The sequence below is a fragment of the Acidobacteriota bacterium genome, assembly GCA_016184105.1.
Taxonomy (GTDB): domain Bacteria; phylum Acidobacteriota; class Vicinamibacteria; order Vicinamibacterales; family 2-12-FULL-66-21; genus JACPDI01.
This window is the reverse complement of record JACPDI010000058.1, coordinates 1-20,568: the sequence shown is the minus strand read 5'-3', so window position 1 is coordinate 20,568 and position 20,568 is coordinate 1. Positions and strand designations below refer to the sequence as shown.

17 protein-coding genes are annotated in these 20,568 nt (G+C 67.8%); 12 read left to right on the top strand and 5 right to left on the bottom strand.

The window, feature by feature from the left end:
* Position 1: 1 nt before the first annotated feature.
* Positions 2-1,204 (bottom strand): TonB-dependent receptor, encoded by a 1,203-nt coding sequence (locus tag HYU53_18445; protein MBI2223173.1) that lies wholly within the window; start codon positions 1,202-1,204, stop codon positions 2-4.
* 274 nt (positions 1,205-1,478) lie between these two features.
* On the opposite strand from HYU53_18445, the gene HYU53_18440 reads away from it, so the two are divergent.
* From HYU53_18440 to HYU53_18385, 12 genes are all read left to right on the top strand, one after another.
* Positions 1,479-2,969 carry a S8 family serine peptidase gene (locus HYU53_18440; GenBank protein ID MBI2223172.1) on the top strand — a complete coding sequence of 497 codons (1,491 nt, stop codon included), beginning with the start codon at positions 1,479-1,481 and terminating at the stop codon, positions 2,967-2,969.
* 70 nt (positions 2,970-3,039) lie between these two features.
* A complete protein-coding gene (locus HYU53_18435; GenBank protein ID MBI2223171.1) occupies positions 3,040-3,867 on the top strand; it encodes a GntR family transcriptional regulator in 828 nt (275 codons plus the stop codon).
* Positions 3,868-3,958: 91 nt separating this feature from the next.
* Positions 3,959-5,965, top strand: a complete 2,007-nt coding sequence (locus HYU53_18430) for a M13 family metallopeptidase (GenBank protein MBI2223170.1) — start codon at positions 3,959-3,961, stop codon at positions 5,963-5,965.
* A 124-nt stretch (positions 5,966-6,089) separates the two neighbouring features.
* Positions 6,090-7,478, top strand: coding sequence for an aminopeptidase P family protein (locus HYU53_18425; protein MBI2223169.1), 1,389 nt, complete (start codon positions 6,090-6,092; stop codon positions 7,476-7,478).
* 25 nt (positions 7,479-7,503) lie between these two features.
* A complete protein-coding gene (locus tag HYU53_18420) occupies positions 7,504-7,944 on the top strand; it encodes a YbhB/YbcL family Raf kinase inhibitor-like protein (GenBank protein MBI2223168.1) in 441 nt (146 codons plus the stop codon).
* A gap of 253 nt (positions 7,945-8,197) precedes the next feature.
* Positions 8,198-8,578, top strand: a complete 381-nt coding sequence (locus tag HYU53_18415) for a hypothetical protein (protein MBI2223167.1) — start codon at positions 8,198-8,200, stop codon at positions 8,576-8,578.
* 224 nt (positions 8,579-8,802) lie between these two features.
* Positions 8,803-9,294 carry a cytochrome c3 family protein gene (locus tag HYU53_18410; protein ID MBI2223166.1) on the top strand — a complete coding sequence of 164 codons (492 nt, stop codon included), beginning with the start codon at positions 8,803-8,805 and terminating at the stop codon, positions 9,292-9,294.
* A 10-nt stretch (positions 9,295-9,304) separates the two neighbouring features.
* Entirely contained in the window at positions 9,305-11,512 is a 2,208-nt protein-coding gene (locus HYU53_18405; protein ID MBI2223165.1) for a molybdopterin-dependent oxidoreductase, read from the top strand.
* Between the two features lie 20 nt (positions 11,513-11,532).
* A complete protein-coding gene (locus HYU53_18400; protein ID MBI2223164.1) occupies positions 11,533-12,240 on the top strand; it encodes a 4Fe-4S dicluster domain-containing protein in 708 nt (235 codons plus the stop codon).
* Complete coding sequence (gene nrfD / locus HYU53_18395) at positions 12,221-13,582, top strand: polysulfide reductase NrfD (protein MBI2223163.1); 1,362 nt, start codon at positions 12,221-12,223, stop codon at positions 13,580-13,582. Before HYU53_18400 ends, nrfD begins: the two co-directional genes overlap by 20 nt.
* Positions 13,579-14,082 carry a DUF3341 domain-containing protein gene (locus HYU53_18390; GenBank protein ID MBI2223162.1) on the top strand — a complete coding sequence of 168 codons (504 nt, stop codon included), beginning with the start codon at positions 13,579-13,581 and terminating at the stop codon, positions 14,080-14,082. The genes nrfD and HYU53_18390 overlap by 4 nt, the downstream gene beginning before the upstream one ends.
* A 79-nt stretch (positions 14,083-14,161) precedes the next feature.
* Positions 14,162-16,636, top strand: coding sequence for a TonB-dependent receptor (locus tag HYU53_18385; protein MBI2223161.1), 2,475 nt, complete (start codon positions 14,162-14,164; stop codon positions 16,634-16,636).
* 202 nt (positions 16,637-16,838) lie between these two features.
* Here the strand turns inward: HYU53_18385 and HYU53_18380 are convergent, their stop codons facing one another.
* Genes HYU53_18380 through HYU53_18365 form a run of 4 tightly spaced genes read right to left on the bottom strand, consistent with a single transcriptional unit; the run spans position 16,839 to position 20,524 of the window.
* The gene (locus HYU53_18380; protein ID MBI2223160.1) at positions 16,839-18,101 is read right to left on the bottom strand and encodes an MFS transporter; all 1,263 of its coding nucleotides are present in this window, start codon (positions 18,099-18,101) and stop codon (positions 16,839-16,841) included.
* Complete coding sequence (locus HYU53_18375) at positions 18,098-19,675, bottom strand: hydantoinase B/oxoprolinase family protein (GenBank protein ID MBI2223159.1); 1,578 nt, start codon at positions 19,673-19,675, stop codon at positions 18,098-18,100. Before HYU53_18375 ends, HYU53_18380 begins: the two co-directional genes overlap by 4 nt.
* Before the next feature lie 39 nt (positions 19,676-19,714).
* Positions 19,715-19,855 (bottom strand): hypothetical protein, encoded by a 141-nt coding sequence (locus HYU53_18370; protein MBI2223158.1) that lies wholly within the window; start codon positions 19,853-19,855, stop codon positions 19,715-19,717.
* Between the two features lie 9 nt (positions 19,856-19,864).
* Complete coding sequence (locus tag HYU53_18365) at positions 19,865-20,524, bottom strand: hypothetical protein (protein MBI2223157.1); 660 nt, start codon at positions 20,522-20,524, stop codon at positions 19,865-19,867.
* Between the last annotated feature and the right edge of the window lie 44 nt (positions 20,525-20,568).

The following is a 20,568-nucleotide window of genomic DNA, read 5'->3' as shown; positions in this document are numbered from 1 at the left end:
GTCAAGGTTTGGTCCGCGTCAGGTCGAACGTGTAGCTGCTGAGCTTCCCGGTCGCGTTGAACTGCAGCCGCTCGCGCGAATCGTCCACGTAACGGATGGTGGAAATCGTATTGCGGATCTTCGTGTCGTCGAGATAGTTCCAGAAGAACAGCGGCGTGCCGGGGTACGCCGCGAAGATGTGCCCCCCTTCGCTGTTGGTGTTGGTGTTGCTGACGAACACCTCCGCGTACCGTTTTGGCGCGAAATCGTAGCTGAACTTTCCGGCGAACTTGCCCAGGCGCTCGATCGTGTGTTCGAGGAAGCCGCCCGAGTTCAAATAGGAGGCGTAGAGGAAGTAGCCGGCCTGGCCGATCCGCTGCGAGACGTCCACCGCCGCCTTCCCGTACGAACCGGACTGGCCCACCGCGTTGCCGTCTCCGAAATCCATCTCTCCCCAGTGCGAGGCCGACAGGGTGAGATGGACGAGCGGCTGCGGGCTTTCCGGCCGCTTGGTCACCACGTTGATGACGCCCGCCATCCCGCTGCCCCAGACCGCCGACGAGCCGCCCTTGATCACGTCGATCCGTTCGATCAGCTCGAGGGGGAATTCCGACATCAGGCCGAAGTTGTTGCTCCGGTTGTTGACGTCGACGCCGTCGACCATCTTGCGGATGTACGTATCGTCGTACCCGTCGATCGAGAGGAAGACGGGGCGCGCGATGCCGGCGCCCATGCCGCTCACGTCGAGGCCGACGACCTTGTCGAAGGCCCCGACGGTGGACGTGATCGGCATCGACTCGAGCAGCGTCGCGGTGAGCACGGTGACGTTCTGCGGCACATCTTTCAGCGTCGTCTCGGTGCGCGTGGCGGTGACCGTCACCCGCTCCATGTACGACGCGATCGCGAGCTCGAAGGCGAGCGCCGTCGTCTCGCCGGCTGCCACGGACACCTCCGGCCGGGTCTCGCTCCGGAAGCCCGAGAGCTCCGCGATCACGGTGTACCGGCCGGGGGGAAGGACGAGCGTGAACGCACCGCTGTTGTCCGTCAGGGCGACAAGCGAGGTCTCGACGACCGACACCCTGGCTCCGGGCAGCGCGAGCTTCGCGGAGTCGACGACGGTGCCCTTGATCGTTCCGGTCTCCGCGGCGTGAACCGACGGCGAGCACACGATTCCGACGCCGACAGCCGCGAACCCGAGAGCGCGAAGCCAGCGCAAGGCTTCCATAGGTCCTCCTTCTAGGAACGCAGGTGCAACCAACGCCAGCTTCGCTCTTCGCCACGGCGCGCCGGCGCAGAGGGGCTGACATACGGGACCCTGACATGTTTCAGGGTGTGCTGTACACGTGCAGCTTGGTCGCGGTGAAATTCTTATAATGGGCCATAGCCTGCCGTGTCAAGCCCGATCTCACGTTGACGTCACGCGAACAGCGGTGCTATAAGCGGGTGATGGAGGGAGCCAGCTGACACCTTATAGCACATTTGTAACATGTCAGTCCGGCATGGTGGCCCGCGTTGCGCTCGGCGCGCTGTGCGCGATGGCCGCCCCGGCGGACGCCGCCGCGCAAGCCCCACACGAGGCGCGTCTCGCCGGCATCCACGCGGAGGCGAAGAAGCAGTTCTTCGCCGCCGTCGCCACATACCTCGGGCGCCATCCGGCGCAGGATCAGTTGACCGCGGGCGACGCCGTCCGGCTGATGGAGGCGGAGGGCAAGATCCCGTTCCTGTTCGAGCGGCTCATGAACCTCGCGTACCAGAAGTCCGAGCCGGCATTCCGCCAGCTGCTGGAAAAGGGTGACGAGGACTCTCTCGCCAGGTTCACGGCCTTGTATACCGACCTCGCACGGGACTACGCGGGCCGCTTCGTCGGCTCGCTCTTCCGCAGGGGCGGCACCGCTGAATTCGAGATGACCCTGCCGCACAATCGCGGGAAGAGCCGGCTGGATCTGGTGCTGCAGTCGCTCGGCTACAACGCGAAGGTGGACCCGCCCGATCTGCCGAAGGACAGGTGGTTCCGCAACCTCATCGAGGCTGATTTCCGAAGCCAGTGGGCGGCCGACGCGCTGAATCTGCGCAAGGCCCACGCGCGCTCGACCGGGAAGGGCATCGTTGTGGCCGTCATCGACTCGGGCCTCGATCCCACCAACAGCCTGTTCCAGGGCAAGGTGGTGCCGGGGTTCACGCTCGTTCAGCGCACGCTGCCGCCGTGGGCGACAGAACCGCTGTCAACCGTCGACTGGGGCTGGCACGGCACGGCGACCGCCTCGATGGTGATGCTGGCGGCGCCCGACGCCCGCATCATGCCGATCCGATCGCTGGATTCGGACACGATGAACGATCCGCCGTACGACTTCTGGCCGTACGAAACGATCGCCGCCGGCATCTACTACGCCGTGAACCATGGCGCCGACGTCATTTCAATCTCGGCGGTGCTGCCCGCCACCGAACCCGTGCTCGCCGACGCCGTCCGGTACGCATACAAGAAGAACGTCGTGCTGTGCACGGGTGCGGGCAACATCGCGCGCGAGTTCCTCGGCATCCATACCGGCAGCAAGCAATACCGGGCGTTCGACGGCGAAGTCGTGCTCGCCGGGGGAGCGGAGAAGCACGAAGAGGGGTACGGGGGCTGGGCTCACAGCGTCACCAATCCCCTGATCGACGTCGTCACGCCTTCACACAACGTCTTCTTCGTCGTGCCGCAGTATCTGCAGGACGTCAGGAACGGGTACGGGTCGGGCACGTCGCTCGCCGTGCCGCTGGCCGCGGGAGTGGTCGCGCTGATGAAGAGCGCCGCCCCGCCGACGCCGGCGCTGCTGAAAAAGCCGGCGGCCTACGTCCAGCTGATCGCAAAGGCGCTGCGCGAGTCGGCGCGCCTGGACCTCCTGAACGAGCCCGAGCCCAACGACTGGGTCGGGCACGGCCTGGTGGACGCGCTTGGGGCGATCGAGGCCGCCAGGCGCATGATGCCGGTCGACAGGCCCGCGGCGCGTTGACCGGGCCGGCCGCCGCTGCACGAAACTGCACCGAGGCGGGTGTATTTTTCTGAGAAGAGGACACGGACCGTTGACCAATCGCAGACAACCGCGCCGATCGAACGCGTACGCCGACCGCGCCTCGGGCGCGGGCACCGCCGGCGCAACCAAGGATCGTCTCGTGGACCTGGCATACGCACGGATCAAACGCGAGATCATCCGTTGCGTACTGAAACCCGGCGCGCTCGTCACCGAGCAGTACCTCTCGTCGACCTACGAGCTGGGCAAGGGGCCCGTGCGCGCCGCGCTGGTGCGACTCGGGCACGAACGCCTCGTACGGTCCGTGCCCCGCCGGGGCTACGAGGTGGCCCCCATCACGTTGCGTGACGTCCAGGAATTGATGGACTTCCGCATGCTGCTCGAGTCGTTCACCGCTTCGCGCGCCGCCGGACGCGTGGATGCGGATCTCCTCACGCGAATCGATGCGCGGTGCCGCGCGGGCTATCGGCCCGGCCACACGGCCAGCGAGGAGACGCTCATCCGGGCGAACCGCGAGGTGCACCTGGCGATCGCCCGGGCCGCCGGCAACCAGCGCATCGCCAACGCGCTGGCCGGCGTCTTCGACGCCATGGAACGTGTTTTCTATCTCGGGTTGTCGGCGAGGGACCGCAGCGAGGAGATGAGTACCGGGCATGCCGAGTTCATCGAGGCGTTGGCCTCCGGCAACCGGGAACTCGCCGAGCGGCTCGCGGTCGAAGAAGTCGAAGAATCACGCCAGATCGTGGTCGACTCGCTCCTTCGCACGAGCGAGCTGCTCGATGCGACCATTTCCGCGATGGGGGCGCCGGCGGCGCCGGCCGTCGCGCGCCGGTTCGGGCGGCGGCACGATAAGCGCCGCGGTGCGGCCCGAGCGTCCTGACGCGTCCGTCACGCGTCACGGAACTCGCGGCCAAGGAGCCACCATGCACTTCCGCAAGGCATTCATCCTGTTCATCCTGTTGTCCGTCACGATGGCCCAACCGCTGCCGGCCCTGCAGGGCGCAGAACCGCCAGGCGGACAATCGGATGTCACACCGGGGTTCGATCTCACTGCGCTGGACCGGGCAACAGATCCCTGCACCGACTTCTATCAGTTCGCGTGCGGCGGCTGGATCGCACGCAACCCCGCTCCCCCCGATCAGCCGAAGTGGAGCCGGTTCGACGAACTGCAGCGGCGGAATCTCGCGACGCTGCGGCGGATTCTCGAAGCGGCGGCCGCGGCCCGGAACTCGCCCGACGTGGACGCGGCGAAGATCGGCGGCTACTACGCGTCGTGCATGGACGAGCCCGCGATCGACGCCAGGGGGCTGACCCCGCTCGACGCCTACCTCGAGCCGATCCGGGCCATCGCGAGCACGGCCGACCTGTCGGCCGCGATCGGCCGCCTCCACCGGCTCGGTGTCAGGGTGGCGTTTCGTTTCAGGTCGGAGCAGGACTTCAAAGACGCGACGTCGGTGATTGCGGTCGCCGACCAGGGAGGGCTCGGCCTGCCCGACCGCGACCTCTATCTGAAAGAGGACCCGAGATCAGCAGCGCTCCGCACGCAGTACGGCGCGCATGTCGAACGCATGTTCGGCCTGATGGGAGATCCGGCGTCAACGGCACGCGCGAAGGCGGCCACGATCATGGCGATCGAAACGGCCTTCGCCCGCGCGTCGCTCGACAGAGCCCAACGCCGGGATCCCGCGAGGCTGTATCACAAGACGACCATGGCGCAGGTTGCCGCCTCGACCCAGTCGTTCGACTGGGCCCGCTACCTGCGCAGCATCGGCGCCCCGGACATCAAGGTGTTGAACGTGGCGGCGCCCGAGTTCCTCGCGGCAGTCGAGCAGCAGATCCAGCAGCGCAGCCTCGAAGAATGGAAGACGTACCTGACCTGGCATCTGGTGCGCACCAGCGCGCCCGTGCTCGCCTCCGCGTTGGTCGACGAGAATTTCTCGTTCTATGGCAGGACGCTGACGGGCGCCTCGCAGTTGGCGCCGCGCTGGAGGCGCTGCGTGGAGGCAACCGACCGGAGCCTCGGCGAGGCGCTCGGACGACTGTTCGTCGGCGAGACTTTCGGCGCCGACGGCAAGCTTCGTGCGCTGGCGATGGTCCGGGCGCTCGAGAAGGCGCTTCAGGCGGACATCCGCGACCTGTCGTGGATGAGCGAGCCCACCAAGCGGCAGGCGCGGGCGAAGCTCGATGCGATTGCCGAGAAGATCGGTTATCCCGATCGCTGGCGCGATTACGGGCGCCTCGAGATCGTGCGCGGCGATGCGCTGGGGAATCTCTTCCGGAGCAACTCGTTCGAGTTCGACCGCCAGATGGCAAAAATCGGCCGGCCGGTCGATCGTGCGGAGTGGCTGATCAGCCCTCCGACGGTCGACGCCTACTACGATCCCCAGATGAACAATATCAATTTCCCGGCAGGCATCCTGCAGCCGCCGTTCTTCGATCGCGACCTCGACGATGCCGTCAACTTCGGCGCCATCGGCGCGGTCATCGGCCACGAACTGACGCACGGGTTCGACGACGAGGGGCGGCAGTTCGACGCGGAGGGCAACCTGCGCGACTGGTGGACCCCCGAGGACGCCCATCGGTTCGAGGAGCGCACGGCGTGCCTGGTGACGCAGTACGGGGGGTACACCGCGATCGATGAGGTGACGCTCAACGGCAAGCTGACGCTGGGCGAAAACACCGCCGACCACGGAGGCGTCCGCCTGGCGCTGATGGCGCTCGTGGACACGCTTGGCGGCAGGCGCGTGCCGCCGATTGATGGGTTCACCTCCGAGCAGCGCTTCTTTCTCGGCTGGGGCCAGATCTGGTGCCAGAACCAGACCGCGGAAATGGCGCGGCTGCTTGCCGTGACCGACCCGCATTCTCCCGGCAAATACCGCGTGAACGGCGTCGTGTCCAGCATGCCGGAGTTCCAGAAGGCGTTCAACTGCAGCGCGGGCGCTGCGATGGTGCGAGAGAACATGTGCCGCGTCTGGTAGGCCGCCCGTGTGGTGTCGCTCCGCGACCCTGACGCGCGGCTCCGCACCGGACGCCGTTCGCGCGATGACGGTCGGAGAGCGCCCGCCGCGAGCGCCGTGCGGTAAACTCTGAGCCGGACACGCCATGATTCGACCCATCCGTCCGTTCGTCGTTCTCGCGACTCTCGTGCTCGGCGCCGCGCCCGCCGTTGCGCAGCCCACCGCCGCGCGCCCGTTCGGCACGCTGCGCGAGCAGGCCGCGATGCAGCGCGAGTGGCTGAAGAAACGGCTCGAGACGTTTCTTCCCGCACTCATGCGCCGGCACGCGATCGACATGTGGGTCGTGCCGATGCGCGAGTACAACGAGGATCCCGTCTTCACCGCCATCACGGCGCCGGAAACGTTCGCCGCCCGCCGCCGGACCATCTACGTGTTCTTCGACACGTGCGCCGCGGCCTCCACGCCGCCGTCGGCCTCGTGCGTCGAGCGGATCGCGCTCGGCGGGACCTCGCAGGGGGGCGTGTTCGAGGCGCGGCGATCCACCAGGCCGGCCACCGGAGGGCGCGGCCAGCAGGCGGAGCTGTGGGGCGACGAGCAGTGGCAGATCCTCAAGGCGGTCATCGAGGAGCGCAACCCGCGCGCGATCGGCATCAACCGCTCGAGGGTGTTCGCGTTTTCAGACGGCCTGTCGAGCGGCGAGCTCGAGGGCATGTCCGAGGCGCTGGGCGCCGCGTGGACCGGGAAGTTCCGGAACGCCGAGGGGCTGCCGCTCGAGTTGATCGCGTCCCGCCTTCCCGAGGAGGAAGCGTTCTTCCGGCGCATGCAGGAGCTGGTCTGGTCGCTCACGCGGCGGATGTTTTCGAGCGAGGTGATCGCGCCCGGCAGGATCCGGACGAGTGACCTCGTGTGGTGGTGGCGGCAGCAGGTCAACGATCTCGGGCTCGCCACCTGGTTTCAGCCGAGCGTGGACGTGCAGCGCAAGGGCATGACCGACGCGCAGGTCGGCTCGGATCCGGTCATCGAGCGCGGCGACGTGCTGCACTGCGACGTCGGGATCACCGTCGCCCGGCTGAACACCGACACGCAGCACATGGCGTACGTGCTGCGCGAGGGAGAAACGGAGGCGCCCGCGGGGCTGGCGGGCGCGCTCGCGAACTCGAACGCGCTGCAGGACATCACCATGGAGGAGATCCGGCCTGGGCGCACGGGCAACGAGATTCTCGCCGCGTCGTTGTCGCGGCTGAAGGCGAAGGGCATCGACGGCACGCTCTACTCGCACCCGATCGGCCTGCACGGCCACGGCGCGGGGCCGCTCATCGGCCTGTGGGATTACCAGGACGGCGTGCCCGGGCGCGGCGACGCGAAGGTCATCCCCTCGATGTGGTTTTCAATCGAGCTGCAGACGACGACGCCGGTGCCGGAGTGGGGAGATCAGCGCGTCAGGATGCCGCAGGAAGAAGACGCGATCGTCGGCGCCGACGGGAAGACCCGGTGGGCCCTCCGCCGCCAGGACACGCTGTTCCTGGTCCGGTAAGCGCCATCAGCAGGAGGGGGGCGATATGCCATTCACGGTCGGCAGCCCGGCATTTGCCGAGGGTTCGGAAATCCCGAAGCCGCACACCTGCGACGGCGCGGACGCCCCGCCGCCCCTCACGATCCGCGACGCGCCGGACGGGACGCGCAGCTTCGCGATCATCATGGACGATCCCGACGCGCCGCGCGGCACCTTCACCCACTGGCTCGTGTACGACATCCCCGCGGGCGGCGCATTCGACCCGGATCGGGGCAAGACGCTGCGCAGCGACTTCGGCCGCGGGGGCTACGGCGGTCCGTGCCCGCCGCCTGGACACGGGCCGCACCGGTACCACTTCACCGTCCACGCGGTCGATGTTCCGTCGCTGGCGCTCGAGGGAGCCACGAGGCGCTACCTCGAGGCGGCCCTCGAGGGGCACACGCTGGCCACGGCGAGGCTGACCGGACGCTACGAGCGACGGCGCTGATCGAGCGCCGGTCAATCTCCCCCTCGCGGGCTTCCCCGATCGCGACCCACCTCTCACCCCCGGCCTGCGCCGTCCCGCGCGAACAGCCTCGCCCTCACACCGCAGTAACGAATCGGGCCGTGCGGAGACTCTAGGGATAACGGGCACGGCTCGAACGCAACGTGCCCGTGGGGCGGGGGCGGTGGACGTCAATCGGTGATCGTTCTCACACTCCCCGCACTCAACACTCATTGAGATGCAGGAGGAATCTGCCATGAAGCACGCCCGGTTGTCGTTGCTCGTCGTATTCGCGTTGGCGGCTGCCGCCATGTCGGCGGGCGCCGCCGAGTCCACGATCGAAGGCACGCTGGTCGACTCCAAGTGTTACCTGTCGGACAACTCGCTGACGGGCAACGACCATGGGGCCATGAAGGAGTGCGGAACGATGTGCTTGAAGGGGGGCACGCCGGCCGCCGTCCTGTCCCAGGACAAGAAGTTCACCGCGATCATCGCGCCGTCGGTTCCGCTGGCGCCGCACGTCGGCCAGCAGGTGCGGGTCACGGGCGAGCAGCACAGCGGCTCGATCCTGGCGAAGAAGGTCGAGGTGAAGAAGAACGGCAAGTGGGAAGAGGTGAAGCTCGGCGCGATGATGTAAGCGGCTGCGGTGCAGTCTTCGGGTCGCCGACGGGTGCGGCGCGCCGGCCGGGTATGCCGGCCTGCCCGCCGCACCCGTCTTTCTGATTGGGTCGCCTGATGTCGCAACAAGGCGTGACGCGCCGCCGGCTCTGGATCGCCGCTGTCACGATGGTGGCCGCCAGCCTGGCCAGCCTGGCCGGCGCACTTTCTCAACCCGCAGAGGTTCCGCCGAATCGCCCTGAGATGTCTCAGGTGTTCACCCCCGCCCGCTCGACCGTCGGGCAGGCTGTCCGGGATTTCTTCGGCGTGCGTCCCGACGCCGTTCAGCCGATTGCGTTCCCGCACTCCGTCCATATCGCCAACCGGCTGGGCTGCCTCGACTACTGCCACGCGAGCGCGGCCGCCGGACCGGTGGCGGGCCTGCCGAGCGTCAGGACGTGCCTGATCTGCCACCGTACGGTGGCGACCGATCGGCCCGAGGTGCAGAAGGTCGTGGCCTACGAGGAGCGCGGCGAGGACATCGCGTGGCAGCGCGTCTACGGCTACCCGCCCTCGGCGCACGTCAAGTTCAACCATGCGCCGCACGTGCGCCGCGACGTGAAGTGCGGCGTGTGCCACGGGGACGTCGCGCAGCAGCGCGAGGCGCAAAGGTCGAAGCGGCTGACGATGGGGTTCTGCGTCGGGTGCCATCGCGCGAACCAGGCGCCGATCGACTGCACGGCCTGCCACTTCTGAACGAGGGACGATGGATCGCCGCCACTTCATCAAGGTCACGGCCGTCACCGGCGCGAGCGCCGCGCTCGCCAGCTGCGGCAACCCCGAGCATCAGATCATCCGGTTCATGCCCGAAGAATCCCTGGTGCCGGGCGTGGCCGTGTGGAAGCCGGGCCTCTGCACGTTGTGTCCCGCCGGCTGCGGCCTCATCGTTCGCGTGATGGAAGGGGACGCCGAGATCGTCCGCGGCGGCCGCCCCGGCGTGATCAGGATGGGACTGGCGAAGAAGCTCGAAGGCAACCCCGCCCATCCCGTCAACCGGGGCAGGCTGTGCCCGCGTGGCCAGGCGGGGGTGCAGATCGTGTATCACCCGGATCGCCTGCGCCAGCCGCTGAAGCGCAGCGGGCCCCGCGGTTCGGGTGAGTTCCGTCAGATTTCCTGGGGCGCGGCGCTCGAGGAGCTGACCTCGCGGCTGCGCGAGCTGGGATCAAACGGGACGCCGCAATCGCTGAGGTTTCTCACGGGACCGCTCCGGGGCGGGCGGCGCGAACTCATCGACCGGTTCCTTGCCGCATACGGCGCCCCGCCGCGCATCGCCGTCGAGCTGTTCACAGACGACGTTCTGCGCCGCGCGAACGCCCTCAGCTTCGGCATCGCACAGGTGCCGAGCTTCGATCTGGCGCGGTCGCGACAGGTCGTGTCGTTCAGTGCTGATTTCCTGGGGACCTGGAACTCGCCGGTCGCTCAGAACCTCGCGTACGGCGAGATGCGGCAGGGGCGCCCGAACGAGCGGGCGCGGTTCGTCCAGGTGGAGCCCCGGATGTCTCAGACAGGCGCGAACGCGGACGAGTGGCTTCCGGCGCGGCCCGGCAGCGACGGCGTCGTCGCGCTGGGCCTTGCACACGTGATTCTCGACGAGCGCCTGCGGCCGGCGTCCGCGGGCGGTCGGGCAGGCGCGCTCATCGAGGGCTGGGACGACGGGTTGCCGCACTACGCGCCGGAGATCGTCCAGGAACACACCGGCCTGCCCGCCGCGCGCGTGGTTCGCCTCGCGCGTCAGCTTGCGACCGGCGCCCTCAACGCGCTCCTTGGAAGCGTCGGGCAGCCCGGCGGCCTCTTCTTCAGCGAGCAGCCGGAGCCAGGCGCGCCGGGCGCCGCGCCGGACGCGTCCGCCGGCGTGCGCCGAGTACGCGCGCTCGCCGAGGAAATCGTGTCGAGCCCCGCCTCGGTGCAGGCCCTCCTGGTGTACGACGCCAATCCGATCTACGCGTCACCTGCGGCCTGGCGCGTGCGTCAGGCGCTCGAACAGGTTCCTTTCATCGCCAGCTTCGGAAGTTTCCTCGACGAGACGAGCGTGCTGGCCGACCTCATCCTTCCGGATCACGCGCCGCTCGAGGCCTGGCTCGACGATCTGCCCGAGTCAGGCACGACGCAGTTGGCGGCCGGCCTGGCTCCTCCCGCCGTCCGTCCGCTGCACGACACGCGCGCCACCGCCGACGTGCTGCTCGACGTGGCCCACAGGCTCGGCGGCAGCTTCGACGGCGCGCTCCCGTGGCAGACGTTCGAGGAGATGCTTCGCGCCCGGTTCGATCGGCTCGCAAACGCACAGGGCGCGACGAGCGACGCGGACCGGGACGAATTCTGGAAACAGGCGCAGGCGCGGGGCGGCTGGTGGCGCGAGGGCCCGGCGCGCCCCTCGGGTGCACCGGTCGCGAGAGCCGGCGCCGGACGCCGCTTCGCCTACGAGCCGCCGCGATTCGACGGCGATTCGACAGAGTACCCGTTTCACCTGCTGCCGTTTGCGTCCCAGACGTTTTTCGATGGGTCGCTCGCGCACCTCCCGTGGATGCAGGAGATCCCCGACGTGCTCTCCTCGGTGATGTGGGGGAGCTGGGTGGAAATCAACCCGCGAACGGCCGAGCGGCTCGGTATCGGCCAGGGAGATCTGGTCGAACTCGTCTCGCGGCACGGACGCGTCGAGGTGCCGGCGTTGATTTCGCCCGGCGTGGCCCCTGACGTGGTCGCGATGCCGGTCGGCCAGGGGCACGCTCACTTCACGCGGTACGCGAGCGGGCGGGGCGCGAGCCCGGTGAGCATGCTTGCGCCGATGGTCGAGCCGGAGACCGGCACGCTGGCGTGGGCGGCGACGCGCGTGCTCGTGCGGCACGTCGCGGCAGGCCGGCTGGTCCTGTTTGCGGGAGGCCTGCGCGAGCGGCCGTACGAGCACGAACCGAGATAGCCGGACCTGGGACACACCATATGCCACATCGCTGGGGGATGGTCGTCGATCTGGATCGCTGCACGGGCTGTGCAGCCTGCGTCGCCGCCTGCCGCGCCGAGAACAACGTGCCGACGGCCGGCGAGGACGAGGCCGCGCGGGGACGCGCCGTGCACTGGATGCGCGTGGAGCGATACGTCGAAGGGGAGTTTCCCGATCTCCGCGTCAGGTTCGTACCGGTCTTCTGCCAGCAGTGCGACGCGGCGCCGTGCGAGCCCGTCTGTCCGACGTATGCGAGCCATCACACCAGCGATGGGCTCAACGCGCAGGTCTACAACCGCTGCATCGGCACGCGCTACTGCGCGAATGCGTGCCCGTACAACGTCCGGTTCTTCAACTTCTTCAATCCGGTCTGGGACAAGCCGCTGCACCTCCAGTTGAATCCCGACGTGTCGGTCCGCGAGGTCGGTGTGATGGAGAAGTGCACGTTCTGCGTGCAGCGGATCAAGGCGGGCGGGATCCAGGCGAAGGCCGAGCAGCGCGAGCTTCGCGATGGCGACGTCACGCCGGCGTGCGCGCAGGCCTGTCCGGCAACGGCGCTCGTCTTCGGCGACCTGTCCGACCCGGACAGCCGCGTCGCGCAATTGGCGCGCTCGCGGCGCGCCGGCCACCTGCTCGAAGACCTCGGTACCCTCCCCAAAGTGATTTATCTGACGCGGGACTCCTCTGATGACGCCGCCTCCCGCTAGCCAGGCCCTGTCGCCCCGCTCCGATTCCCGCGTCGCCGACGACCTGCTGCGGCCGCTCTTCCACACCTCGTCGCGCTTCTACATGATCGTCGCGGCGTTGGGCATCGTGGTGCTCGCAGGCGGCGCGGCGTGGATGTACCAACTCACTCACGGCATCGGCGTGGCGGGAATACGCAGGCCGGTCTTCTGGGGTTTCTACATCACCAATTTCGTCTTCTGGATCGGTATCAGCCACGCCGGCACGTTGATCTCCGCGATCCTGCGGCTGTCCAACGCCACCTGGCGCCGTCCGATCATGCGCGGCGCCGAGGCGATTACCGTCTTCGCGCTGTTGATCGGCGCGATGTTCCCGGTCATTCACCTCGGGCGGCCGTGGCTCGCCTTCTGGCTGTTTCCGTATCCCGGCGAGCGCGGCCTGTGGCCCAACTTCAGATCGCCGCTGCTGTGGGACTTCTTCGCGATCAATACGTACCTGATCGGGAGCACGCTGTTCCTCGCCCTGCCGATGGTGCCCGACCTCGCGCTGGTGCGCGATTGCGCGCACGGCTGGCGAAGGAAGATGTACGGCGCGCTGGCGCTCGGCTGGCGCGGCACCCCGCGCGAGTGGAACCGGCTCGAAACGGCCATGCACATCATGGCCATCGTGATCCTCCCGGTCGCCGTCTCGGTGCACACCATCGTCTCGTTCGATTTCTCGATGACGCCGGTCCCGATGTGGCGCTCGACGATCTTCGGCCCGTACTTCGTCGCCGGTGCGATCTTCAGCGGGATCGCGGCGCTCATTGTCGCGATGGCGATCGTGCGGCGGGCGCTCCACCTGGAGGACTACCTGCGCCCGCTGCACTTCGACAATCTGGGCAAGCTGCTGCTCGTGATGAGCCTGCTGTGGACCTACTTCGTGTTTGCCGAGCGCCTTACGATCTGGTACGGCAACGAGCCGTCGGAGATGGCCGTCTTTTGGGCCACCCAGCGCGGAGCGTACGCCCCGCTGTTCTGGACGATGGTGGCGTGCAATGTGCTCGTGCCGTTTCCTCTTCTGGCGATCGGGAGGCTGCGGACGATCACCGGTACGGTCGTCGCCTCCGCGACGGTGATCGTCGGCATGTGGCTCGAGCGGTTCCTCATCATCGTCCCCTCGCTCGGCCACAAGTTTCTCCCATACAGCTGGGGAACCTATCGACCGACCTGGGTCGAGATCACGATCACCGCGGCGACCTTCGCGGCGATGGCGCTGTTGTACGTGCTGTTTTCGAAGCTCGTCCCGATCGTGTCGATCTGGGAGCTGAAGGCGGGCGGGCGGATGGCCGCGTCCGGCGCCCCGCGACGGGAAGGGCCGAGATGAGAGCGGTGTGCGCGTGGTACGACGATCCCGACACGGCGCAGCGTGCCGTCGATGCCCTCGCAGGTGCGGGGCTCTCGCGCGAGGACCTGGAGGTGAGGTCCTCCGAGCCGTTCGACCAGTATGCGTTCGGCCGCGACGAAGGCACGTGGATGCCCTGGCTCGCGGTGCTCGGCGGTGTGGTGGGCGGCTCCTGCGGGTTCGCCCTCACGTCGACCGCCCAGAATTCCTGGCCGATCGAAACCGGCGGCATGCCCGTCGTCACCATGTGGACCAACAGCATCATCGGCTACGAGCTGACGATGCTCGGCGCCATCCTCGCCACGCTCGTCACCTTCGTGGCGACCACACGATCGTTCCGGCGGCAGAGGGTCGAGACGCCGGCCGTCGGCGAGGGCCAGATCCTGATCTGCGTGACAAATCCGCGCGGCCACGCACCAGACGAGCTGGTGCGCCGCCTGCGGGAGATCGGCGCGGTGGACGTGACGGAAGGCGTGCGCTGATACACGGCGGCCGAAGGAGCGCCAGCCCGGTCTCGGCGTAACGGATGCGCTCGCCCGGAGACAGGATCCAGAGAGGCATATGAAGACGCGCTCGCTGGCGAACGCATGGCCGGCTTTCACGCTGGCGCTCGCGTGGCTGCTCACCGGCAGCGTGCTTCCAATCGCGGCGGAAGATGCGGCGCGCCTGGCCGGAGTCGTGCTCGACGAATCGGGAGGCGTGCTGCCCGGTGTCACGGTGACGGTGACGCAGGCGTCCGCTCCGGGCGGACCGCTGGTGCAGGTGACCGACGCGGGAGGAGCCTTCGAGTTCGCCAACCTCAGTCCAGGACAGTACACGCTCGTGATCTCGCTTCCCGGGTTCAGGGACAAGCGAGAGATCATCCGTGTCCGCGCCGGCGAAGCGATCGTCCGGCGGTGCGCGCTCGCGCTGGCGACGCTGGCCGAAGCCGTGCAGGTCGTGGCCGAAGCGGCGCTGGTCGATCCGCGGGTGCCCACCGGTGAAGCGCATGTGGCGGAACGCGTGCTGGCAGCGGTGCCGCTCGCCCAGGACCGTTTCGAGGACGCGCTGCCGCTGCTCCCGAGCACCATCCGCGGCCCCGACGGACTCCTGGCCACGGGCGGCGCGCGTCCCAACCAGAGCGCGCTGCTCGTGAACGGAGTCAACGGCACCGATCCGGTGACCGGGCAGTTCGCCGTCCGGCTGCCCCTCGAGGCCGTCGACGCCCTCAAGGTGCAGTCCGGTATTTCCTCGGCGGAGTTCGGCAACGCGACGGGCGGCGTCACCAACGTGCTGACCCGGTCCGGCCAGGACGCATGGGACTTCCAGTTCCAGAACTTTCTGCCGCGCTTCCGGTTCAAGGAGGGGGGCGTCCGCGGCGCCGACGCGTTCACGCCCAGGCTGCGGCTGGCCGGCCCGATCCGGCGCGGGCGCCTCTGGTTCGCCGAGACCGCCAACTACCGGTTCGTCCGGTCCAGAGTCAACGAGCTCGAGCCGCTCGGGCTCGATCGAAGCGAGCAGCAGTTCGAGAGTTTCGACTCGGTGACGCAGGTCGACTACGCGCTGCGGCCGTCGCACCGGGTCACCGGCACGTTCGTCTGGTTCCCGAGCAACATCGACAACGTGCAGCTCGACACGCTGCACCCGTTCGAGGCGACGCCCGACCTCGCTCAGCGCGGCTGGAACGCCGCCGTCTCCGAGCGCGGCCTGTTCGGGTCGGGCAGGGCCCTCGACGTCTCGGTCTCCATCAAGCAGTTCGATGTCGCGGTTCAGCCCAAGACCCGGGAGCCGTCGCACACGACGGCCGACGGCGTCCGCCGGAACTACTTCAACCGCTTCGACCGCGACAGCCGCCGGTACGACGGGTCAGCGACGCTGACGACGTCGATCGACGATCGCGGCGGCGATCATCTCCTCAAGCTCGGCGCCAGCGCCGCACGCACCCGGTACGACGGTGTCGACGACAGCCTGCCCATTCTGGTGATCCGCGCCGACGGCTCGCTGGCGCAGCGGATCGACTTCGTGGGCGATCCCGCCGTCGGCGCGACGAATACGGAGGTTGCCGGCTTCATCGATGACCGGTGGACGCCGCTCCCGTCCCTGACGGTCCACGCGGGCGCGAGGTACGCCTACGAGGGGATCGCCGGCGACCATACCGTGGGGCCGCGCGTGGAGCTGGCGTTCAGGCCCTTCTCGGGGGAGCGCACCGTCGTCAAGGCCGGATACGGCCGCCTGTACGACAAGCTCCCGCTCAACGCGAAGGACTTCACCCGTCACCAGCGCCGGCGTCTGGCCCCAGACGCCGCGCCGGGCGGCGCGGTCGCCGGGTCGATCGTCGAGCTCGAGAACCGCATCGCGGCTCCCGGCTTGCGCACGCCGCTGACCGACGCGTGGAACGTGGAGCTGGACCGCATCCTGGCCACGGATCTCATGCTGCGCGTCACCTATCAGGAGCGGCACGGGAAGCGGGAGCTGGTCGTGGACGCGGCCGACGCGGCGTTGCGTCTGTCGAGCGGCGGGCGATCGTACTCTCGCACGTTCGAGGTCACGGTGCGCCGCCGCCTCGAGCGCAACGGCGAGATCACCGTGTCCTACGTGCGCTCCAAGGCGCGCGGGAGCCTCAATGACTTCGTCTCGCTCTTCGGCACGACACGCGATCCGATCATCCGGCCGAACGAGTTCTCCCGCCAGCCGTTCGATGCGCCCAACCGGTTCCTGGCGTGGGGCGTCATCAATCTTCCGCGGACGATCACGATCGCGCCCACGATCGAGTACCGCGAGGGGTTTCCGTACACGGTGCTCGACGAAGAACAGCAGGTGGTCGGCTCGCGCAACCGCGGCGGGCGCTTCCCGAACCTCTTCACGCTCGACCTGCAGGCGACGAAGGAGGTTCGGCTGACCAGGACGCGCCGGGCGCGGGTGGGCGTCCAGCTCTTCAACCTCACGGACCACTTCAATCCGCGGGACGTGCAGAACAATCTCGGAAGCCCGGCGTTCGGGGCGTTCGCCAACAGCGCCGACCGGCAGGTCCGGTTGAAGTTCGTCCTGCTGTTCTGACCTTCATGGCGACGGCTGCCGGTCCGACCATCGGAGGGCCGCGCTGATGGCCGGGCTCGACGAGCTGCCTTTCTGGCTGCGCACGACACTCACCCTCTATCCCCGGCGGCGCGTCGACCCGGTGCCCTGCTCCTCCAGCGGCACCCAGCGTCCAGCTCTCAGTGGCGGATCTTGGACCGGCGTGCGAGGGCGATAACACCCGCTATTGGAGCGGTCTCCCCTTCGTCTCTGGGATAGTCACCCATGAGAAAGCGGCCAACAGAAACGCTATCGCGGTGATGGAAAGAGCGACCCTGAATCCCCAAGTTTGGGCCAGCGACCCGACGGCGAGTGGCGCGATAGCGCTGGCCACCCGTCCGATGTTGTACGTGAACCCCTGGGCGGTGGCGCGGATCTTCGTCGGGTAGATTTCGGCGGTCACGACGGCGAAGCCGCTGAAGTAACCCGTCCCAAAAAACGCGACGAAGGGGCCGAGAACGAGCAACATGAGCGGGTTCCGCGTGAAGCTGTAGGCGAGGACCAGCAGCGCTGCGAGAGAGAGATATGAAATGTAGCTAACTTTTCGTCCGAGCACGTCGCTGATAAACCCGAACGTAACATAGCCGAACCACATCCCGATTTGCATGGCAATGATCAGGCCGGACATCGCGGACGCACTCAACCCGATGCCGCCCTCCGAAGTGGGCAGCGACAGATATGCGGGGATCCAGAGATTGAAGCCCCACCACCCGAACATCGTGCAAGCGTTCATAACCGTCACGCTGAGCGTGAGCCCCAGCATGCGGCCACGGAAAATGTCGCCGAAACCGCTCCGCGCGTCTGTCGCCACGGTCCTCGAGCGCCGCCAGATCTCTGGTTCCTCGACCCGGCGGCGAATCCAGAACGTCAGGAGCGCCGGCAGTATGCCGACAAAGAAGACGGCTCGCCAGCCCCACACCGGCAGAACGATGGCGGTCACCGCCGCCGCGGCCGCGTAACCGACTGCCCAAGCGCTCTGCATGATGCCAAGCGCCTTGCCACGGTGTTCGGTGGGCCAGGTCTCGGACACCAGCGCCGCTCCGCTCGCCCACTCACCTCCCATGCCTAGTCCGAGCAGCACGCGGAACACGGCGAGCTCGGCAACTGTCCGTGAGAGACCGCATGCCGCTGTGAAGACCGAGTAGATCAGGATACTGGCCATAAGGGCCCGGGTCCGACCAAAGCGGTCCGCAGCAATGCCGAATACCATGCCGCCCACGGCCGAGGCCAGCAGTGTGACTGACCCGAGCAGTCCGGCCGTCGTTTTCGCCATGTCGAGGTCAGCGATGAGCGAGGCCAGGACGAGTGCGTAGAGCATTACGTCAAACGAGTCGAGCATCCAGCCAAGGAAGCCGGCGACCAAAGCACGCCTCGCTTGCGGGGTGGCCTCCCGCCACCACGTGAACAGCCCGCTCGACGACTGCCTGGCGGGGAGCGTGGTACTCATGTCTGCCCCTCAGCAGGACCGTAGCCGCCGCCGCCGGGCGTCTCGATGCGTAGGCGGTCGCCTGCATCAAGCGTGACGCGCGCCTTGCCACCGATTGTCTCTTCGCGACCGGCGCGGGTGACTGTATTGCGCCCGCAGGCGCCCGGCTCGCCACCCGCCGCGCCGTACGGCGCAAAGCGCCGCCGCTCCGAGAGCACGGTCACCTCCGTCGCGGTCAGCATCTCGTACTCACGAACGATCCCTTGGCCCCCGCGAAAGCGGCCGGCTCCGCCGCTCTCCGCCCGCAAGCCATAGCGCAGGATACGCACCGGCAGATAGTGCTCGATCGCTTCAACAGGCGTGTTCCGCGTGTTGCTCATGTGGGTGTGGACGCCGCTGATGCCAGAGAGGCCTTGCCGGCCTCCCATGCCGCCTCCGATGGTCTCGTAGTACGCGAACCGCCGGCCGGTGCGCGGATCGACTCCACCGAGTGTCACATTGTTCATGGTCCCCTGGCTCGCAGCGGGCATCAACTCGGGCAACGCCTGGCCCAGTGCGCCAAGCAACACGTCTGTGATTCGCTGCGAGGCCTCGACGTTGCCTCCCGCCATCGCGGCCGGCCGGCGAGCGTTCACCAGAGTTCCTTCGGGAGCAATCACTCGAATCGCGCGCCCAATGCCTTCGTTATAGAGCACGTCCTCGCGCACCAGGCAGCGGAAGGCGTAGAGCGTGGCCGACAGGGTGATCGCCAAGTTGGCATTCACGCCGCCGCCGGTCTGTGCCTCTGTCCCGGTGAAATCCACCTCCGCCCGATCGCCGGCGATGCGAACGGCCACCCGAATCCAGATCGGCTTGTCACTGAATCCGTCGTCGTCCATGCAGTCTTCAAACCGGTACTCGCCATCCGGAATCCGCGCGATCGTCGCGCGCATGACGCGGTCCGTGTAGTCCTGCATCGCGGCGGCGTAGCGTTCGACACGGCGCCGCCCGTACTTCTCGACGATTTCACGGAGCCGGCTCTCGCCGACGCGGGTTGCGGCGATCTGCGCCGTCAGGTCGCCCTCTCTCTCCTCGGGCGTCCGAACGTTGGCGAGGATCAGAGCCATGACATCGAGGACCACGTCGCCACGGTCCACCAGCTTGGTCGGGGGGATGATGATGCCTTCCTGATAGATCTCCCTGGCAAGCGGCATCGATCCGGGACTCATGCCGCCGACGTCCGAATGGTGCGCTCGGTTCGCCACGTAGAACGCCGGCCTCCGGCTCCGGCCGAGACACACCGGTGCCACGAGCGTGATGTCCGGCAGGTGTGTGCCGCCGTGAAACGGGTCGTTCAGAATGACGATGTCACCGGGTTGCATCGGGCAGTGATCGATGGCCGCGCGGACCGACAGCGGCATCGCACCGAGGTGGACCGGCATGTGATCCCCCTGTGCGATGGTCGCGCCGTGTGCGTCATAGATCGCACATGAGTAGTCGAGGCGCTCCTTGATGTTTGGCGAAAACCCAGTCCGGCAGAGCGTGACCCCCATCTCTTCGGCGATAGAGACCAGAATGTTCTTGAAGATCTCGAACTCGACAGGATCGAGGCGCATGTGTGTGGCCGGCAAAGTGACAGTGTTTGATTGGGCCGCTTACACGGCAGCGAGCGACCGCTCCTTCAGACGCGCCGCGCCGCGCGCCGCGGCTTTGACGGCTATGAGGTTGCCGAACTCGTCGATGCGGAACTGGAAGCGGGGCGGCACCACGGTGGTCGCCTCGGGTCCGGCGATCACCGCCGGCCCCTAGCCCGTCGCTCCGGCCGGCAATTCGTCCCGCCGATAGAAACCCGTTTCGACGCGCCGGCCGCTGAAGAAGGCCGGCCGCAATGCTCTCGGGGCGATCGATACGGCTTCGGGGACCGCCGCGCGCGGCAGTTCCGGCTTCGCCGTGACGCCGATCGCCTTGACACGCACGTTCACCACCTCGGTCGGCCGTCCGGAACTTGCGTAGCCGTAAAGGCGTCGATGGCGGCGATCGAACTCGGCCCGGTAATCGGCGTCAAACGGCACGGTAATTTCGTGCGACTGACCGACGTACCGCACGTCGAGGGCACGCTCGACGACGCTGCGTTCCCGTTCGAACCCTTCATTGCGGAGGTCCGAGAAAGCACGCTCGACGAGCGGCGCAAAGCGGCGCTCCAGTTCGTCTGGCTTGAACTCGTCGGCAGGCCGCAACACGCTCTGCGAGTAGTCCTTCTTCACATCGGCCAGCAGCATCCCGAGCGCGGACAGAACACCGGCATGCCGGGGGGCAATGACGGTTGTGATGTCGAGCACGTCGGCGATTTCACAGGCGTGCATCCCGCCAGCGCCTCCGAACGCGAGCAATGCAAAGTCTCGCGGATCGAAGCCCCGCTGTACGGAGACGACGCGAATGGCGCGCTCCATGTTGGCGTTGGCCACGCGCAGGATTCCCTCACACAACGCGATGTCTGTCATCCCGAGCC

What these genes read in the sequence shown, in the direction of transcription:
- HYU53_18380 (MBI2223160.1), bottom strand. Translation starts at nt 18,101, where the DNA reads ATGAGTACCACGCTCCCCGCCAGGCAGTCGTCGAGCGGGCTGTTCACG.
- HYU53_18405 (MBI2223165.1), top strand. Translation starts at nt 9,305, where the DNA reads ATGGATCGCCGCCACTTCATCAAGGTCACGGCCGTCACCGGCGCGAGC.
- HYU53_18445 (MBI2223173.1), bottom strand. Translation starts at nt 1,204, where the DNA reads ATGGAAGCCTTGCGCTGGCTTCGCGCTCTCGGGTTCGCGGCTGTCGGC.
- HYU53_18420 (MBI2223168.1), top strand. Translation starts at nt 7,504, where the DNA reads ATGCCATTCACGGTCGGCAGCCCGGCATTTGCCGAGGGTTCGGAAATC.
- HYU53_18375 (MBI2223159.1), bottom strand. Translation starts at nt 19,675, where the DNA reads ATGCGCCTCGATCCTGTCGAGTTCGAGATCTTCAAGAACATTCTGGTC.
- HYU53_18440 (MBI2223172.1), top strand. Translation starts at nt 1,479, where the DNA reads ATGGTGGCCCGCGTTGCGCTCGGCGCGCTGTGCGCGATGGCCGCCCCG.
- HYU53_18415 (MBI2223167.1), top strand. Translation starts at nt 8,198, where the DNA reads ATGAAGCACGCCCGGTTGTCGTTGCTCGTCGTATTCGCGTTGGCGGCT.
- HYU53_18410 (MBI2223166.1), top strand. Translation starts at nt 8,803, where the DNA reads ATGTCTCAGGTGTTCACCCCCGCCCGCTCGACCGTCGGGCAGGCTGTC.
- HYU53_18385 (MBI2223161.1), top strand. Translation starts at nt 14,162, where the DNA reads ATGAAGACGCGCTCGCTGGCGAACGCATGGCCGGCTTTCACGCTGGCG.
- HYU53_18390 (MBI2223162.1), top strand. Translation starts at nt 13,579, where the DNA reads ATGAGAGCGGTGTGCGCGTGGTACGACGATCCCGACACGGCGCAGCGT.
- HYU53_18430 (MBI2223170.1), top strand. Translation starts at nt 3,959, where the DNA reads ATGGCCCAACCGCTGCCGGCCCTGCAGGGCGCAGAACCGCCAGGCGGA.
- HYU53_18400 (MBI2223164.1), top strand. Translation starts at nt 11,533, where the DNA reads ATGCCACATCGCTGGGGGATGGTCGTCGATCTGGATCGCTGCACGGGC.
- HYU53_18425 (MBI2223169.1), top strand. Translation starts at nt 6,090, where the DNA reads ATGATTCGACCCATCCGTCCGTTCGTCGTTCTCGCGACTCTCGTGCTC.
- nrfD (MBI2223163.1), top strand. Translation starts at nt 12,221, where the DNA reads ATGACGCCGCCTCCCGCTAGCCAGGCCCTGTCGCCCCGCTCCGATTCC.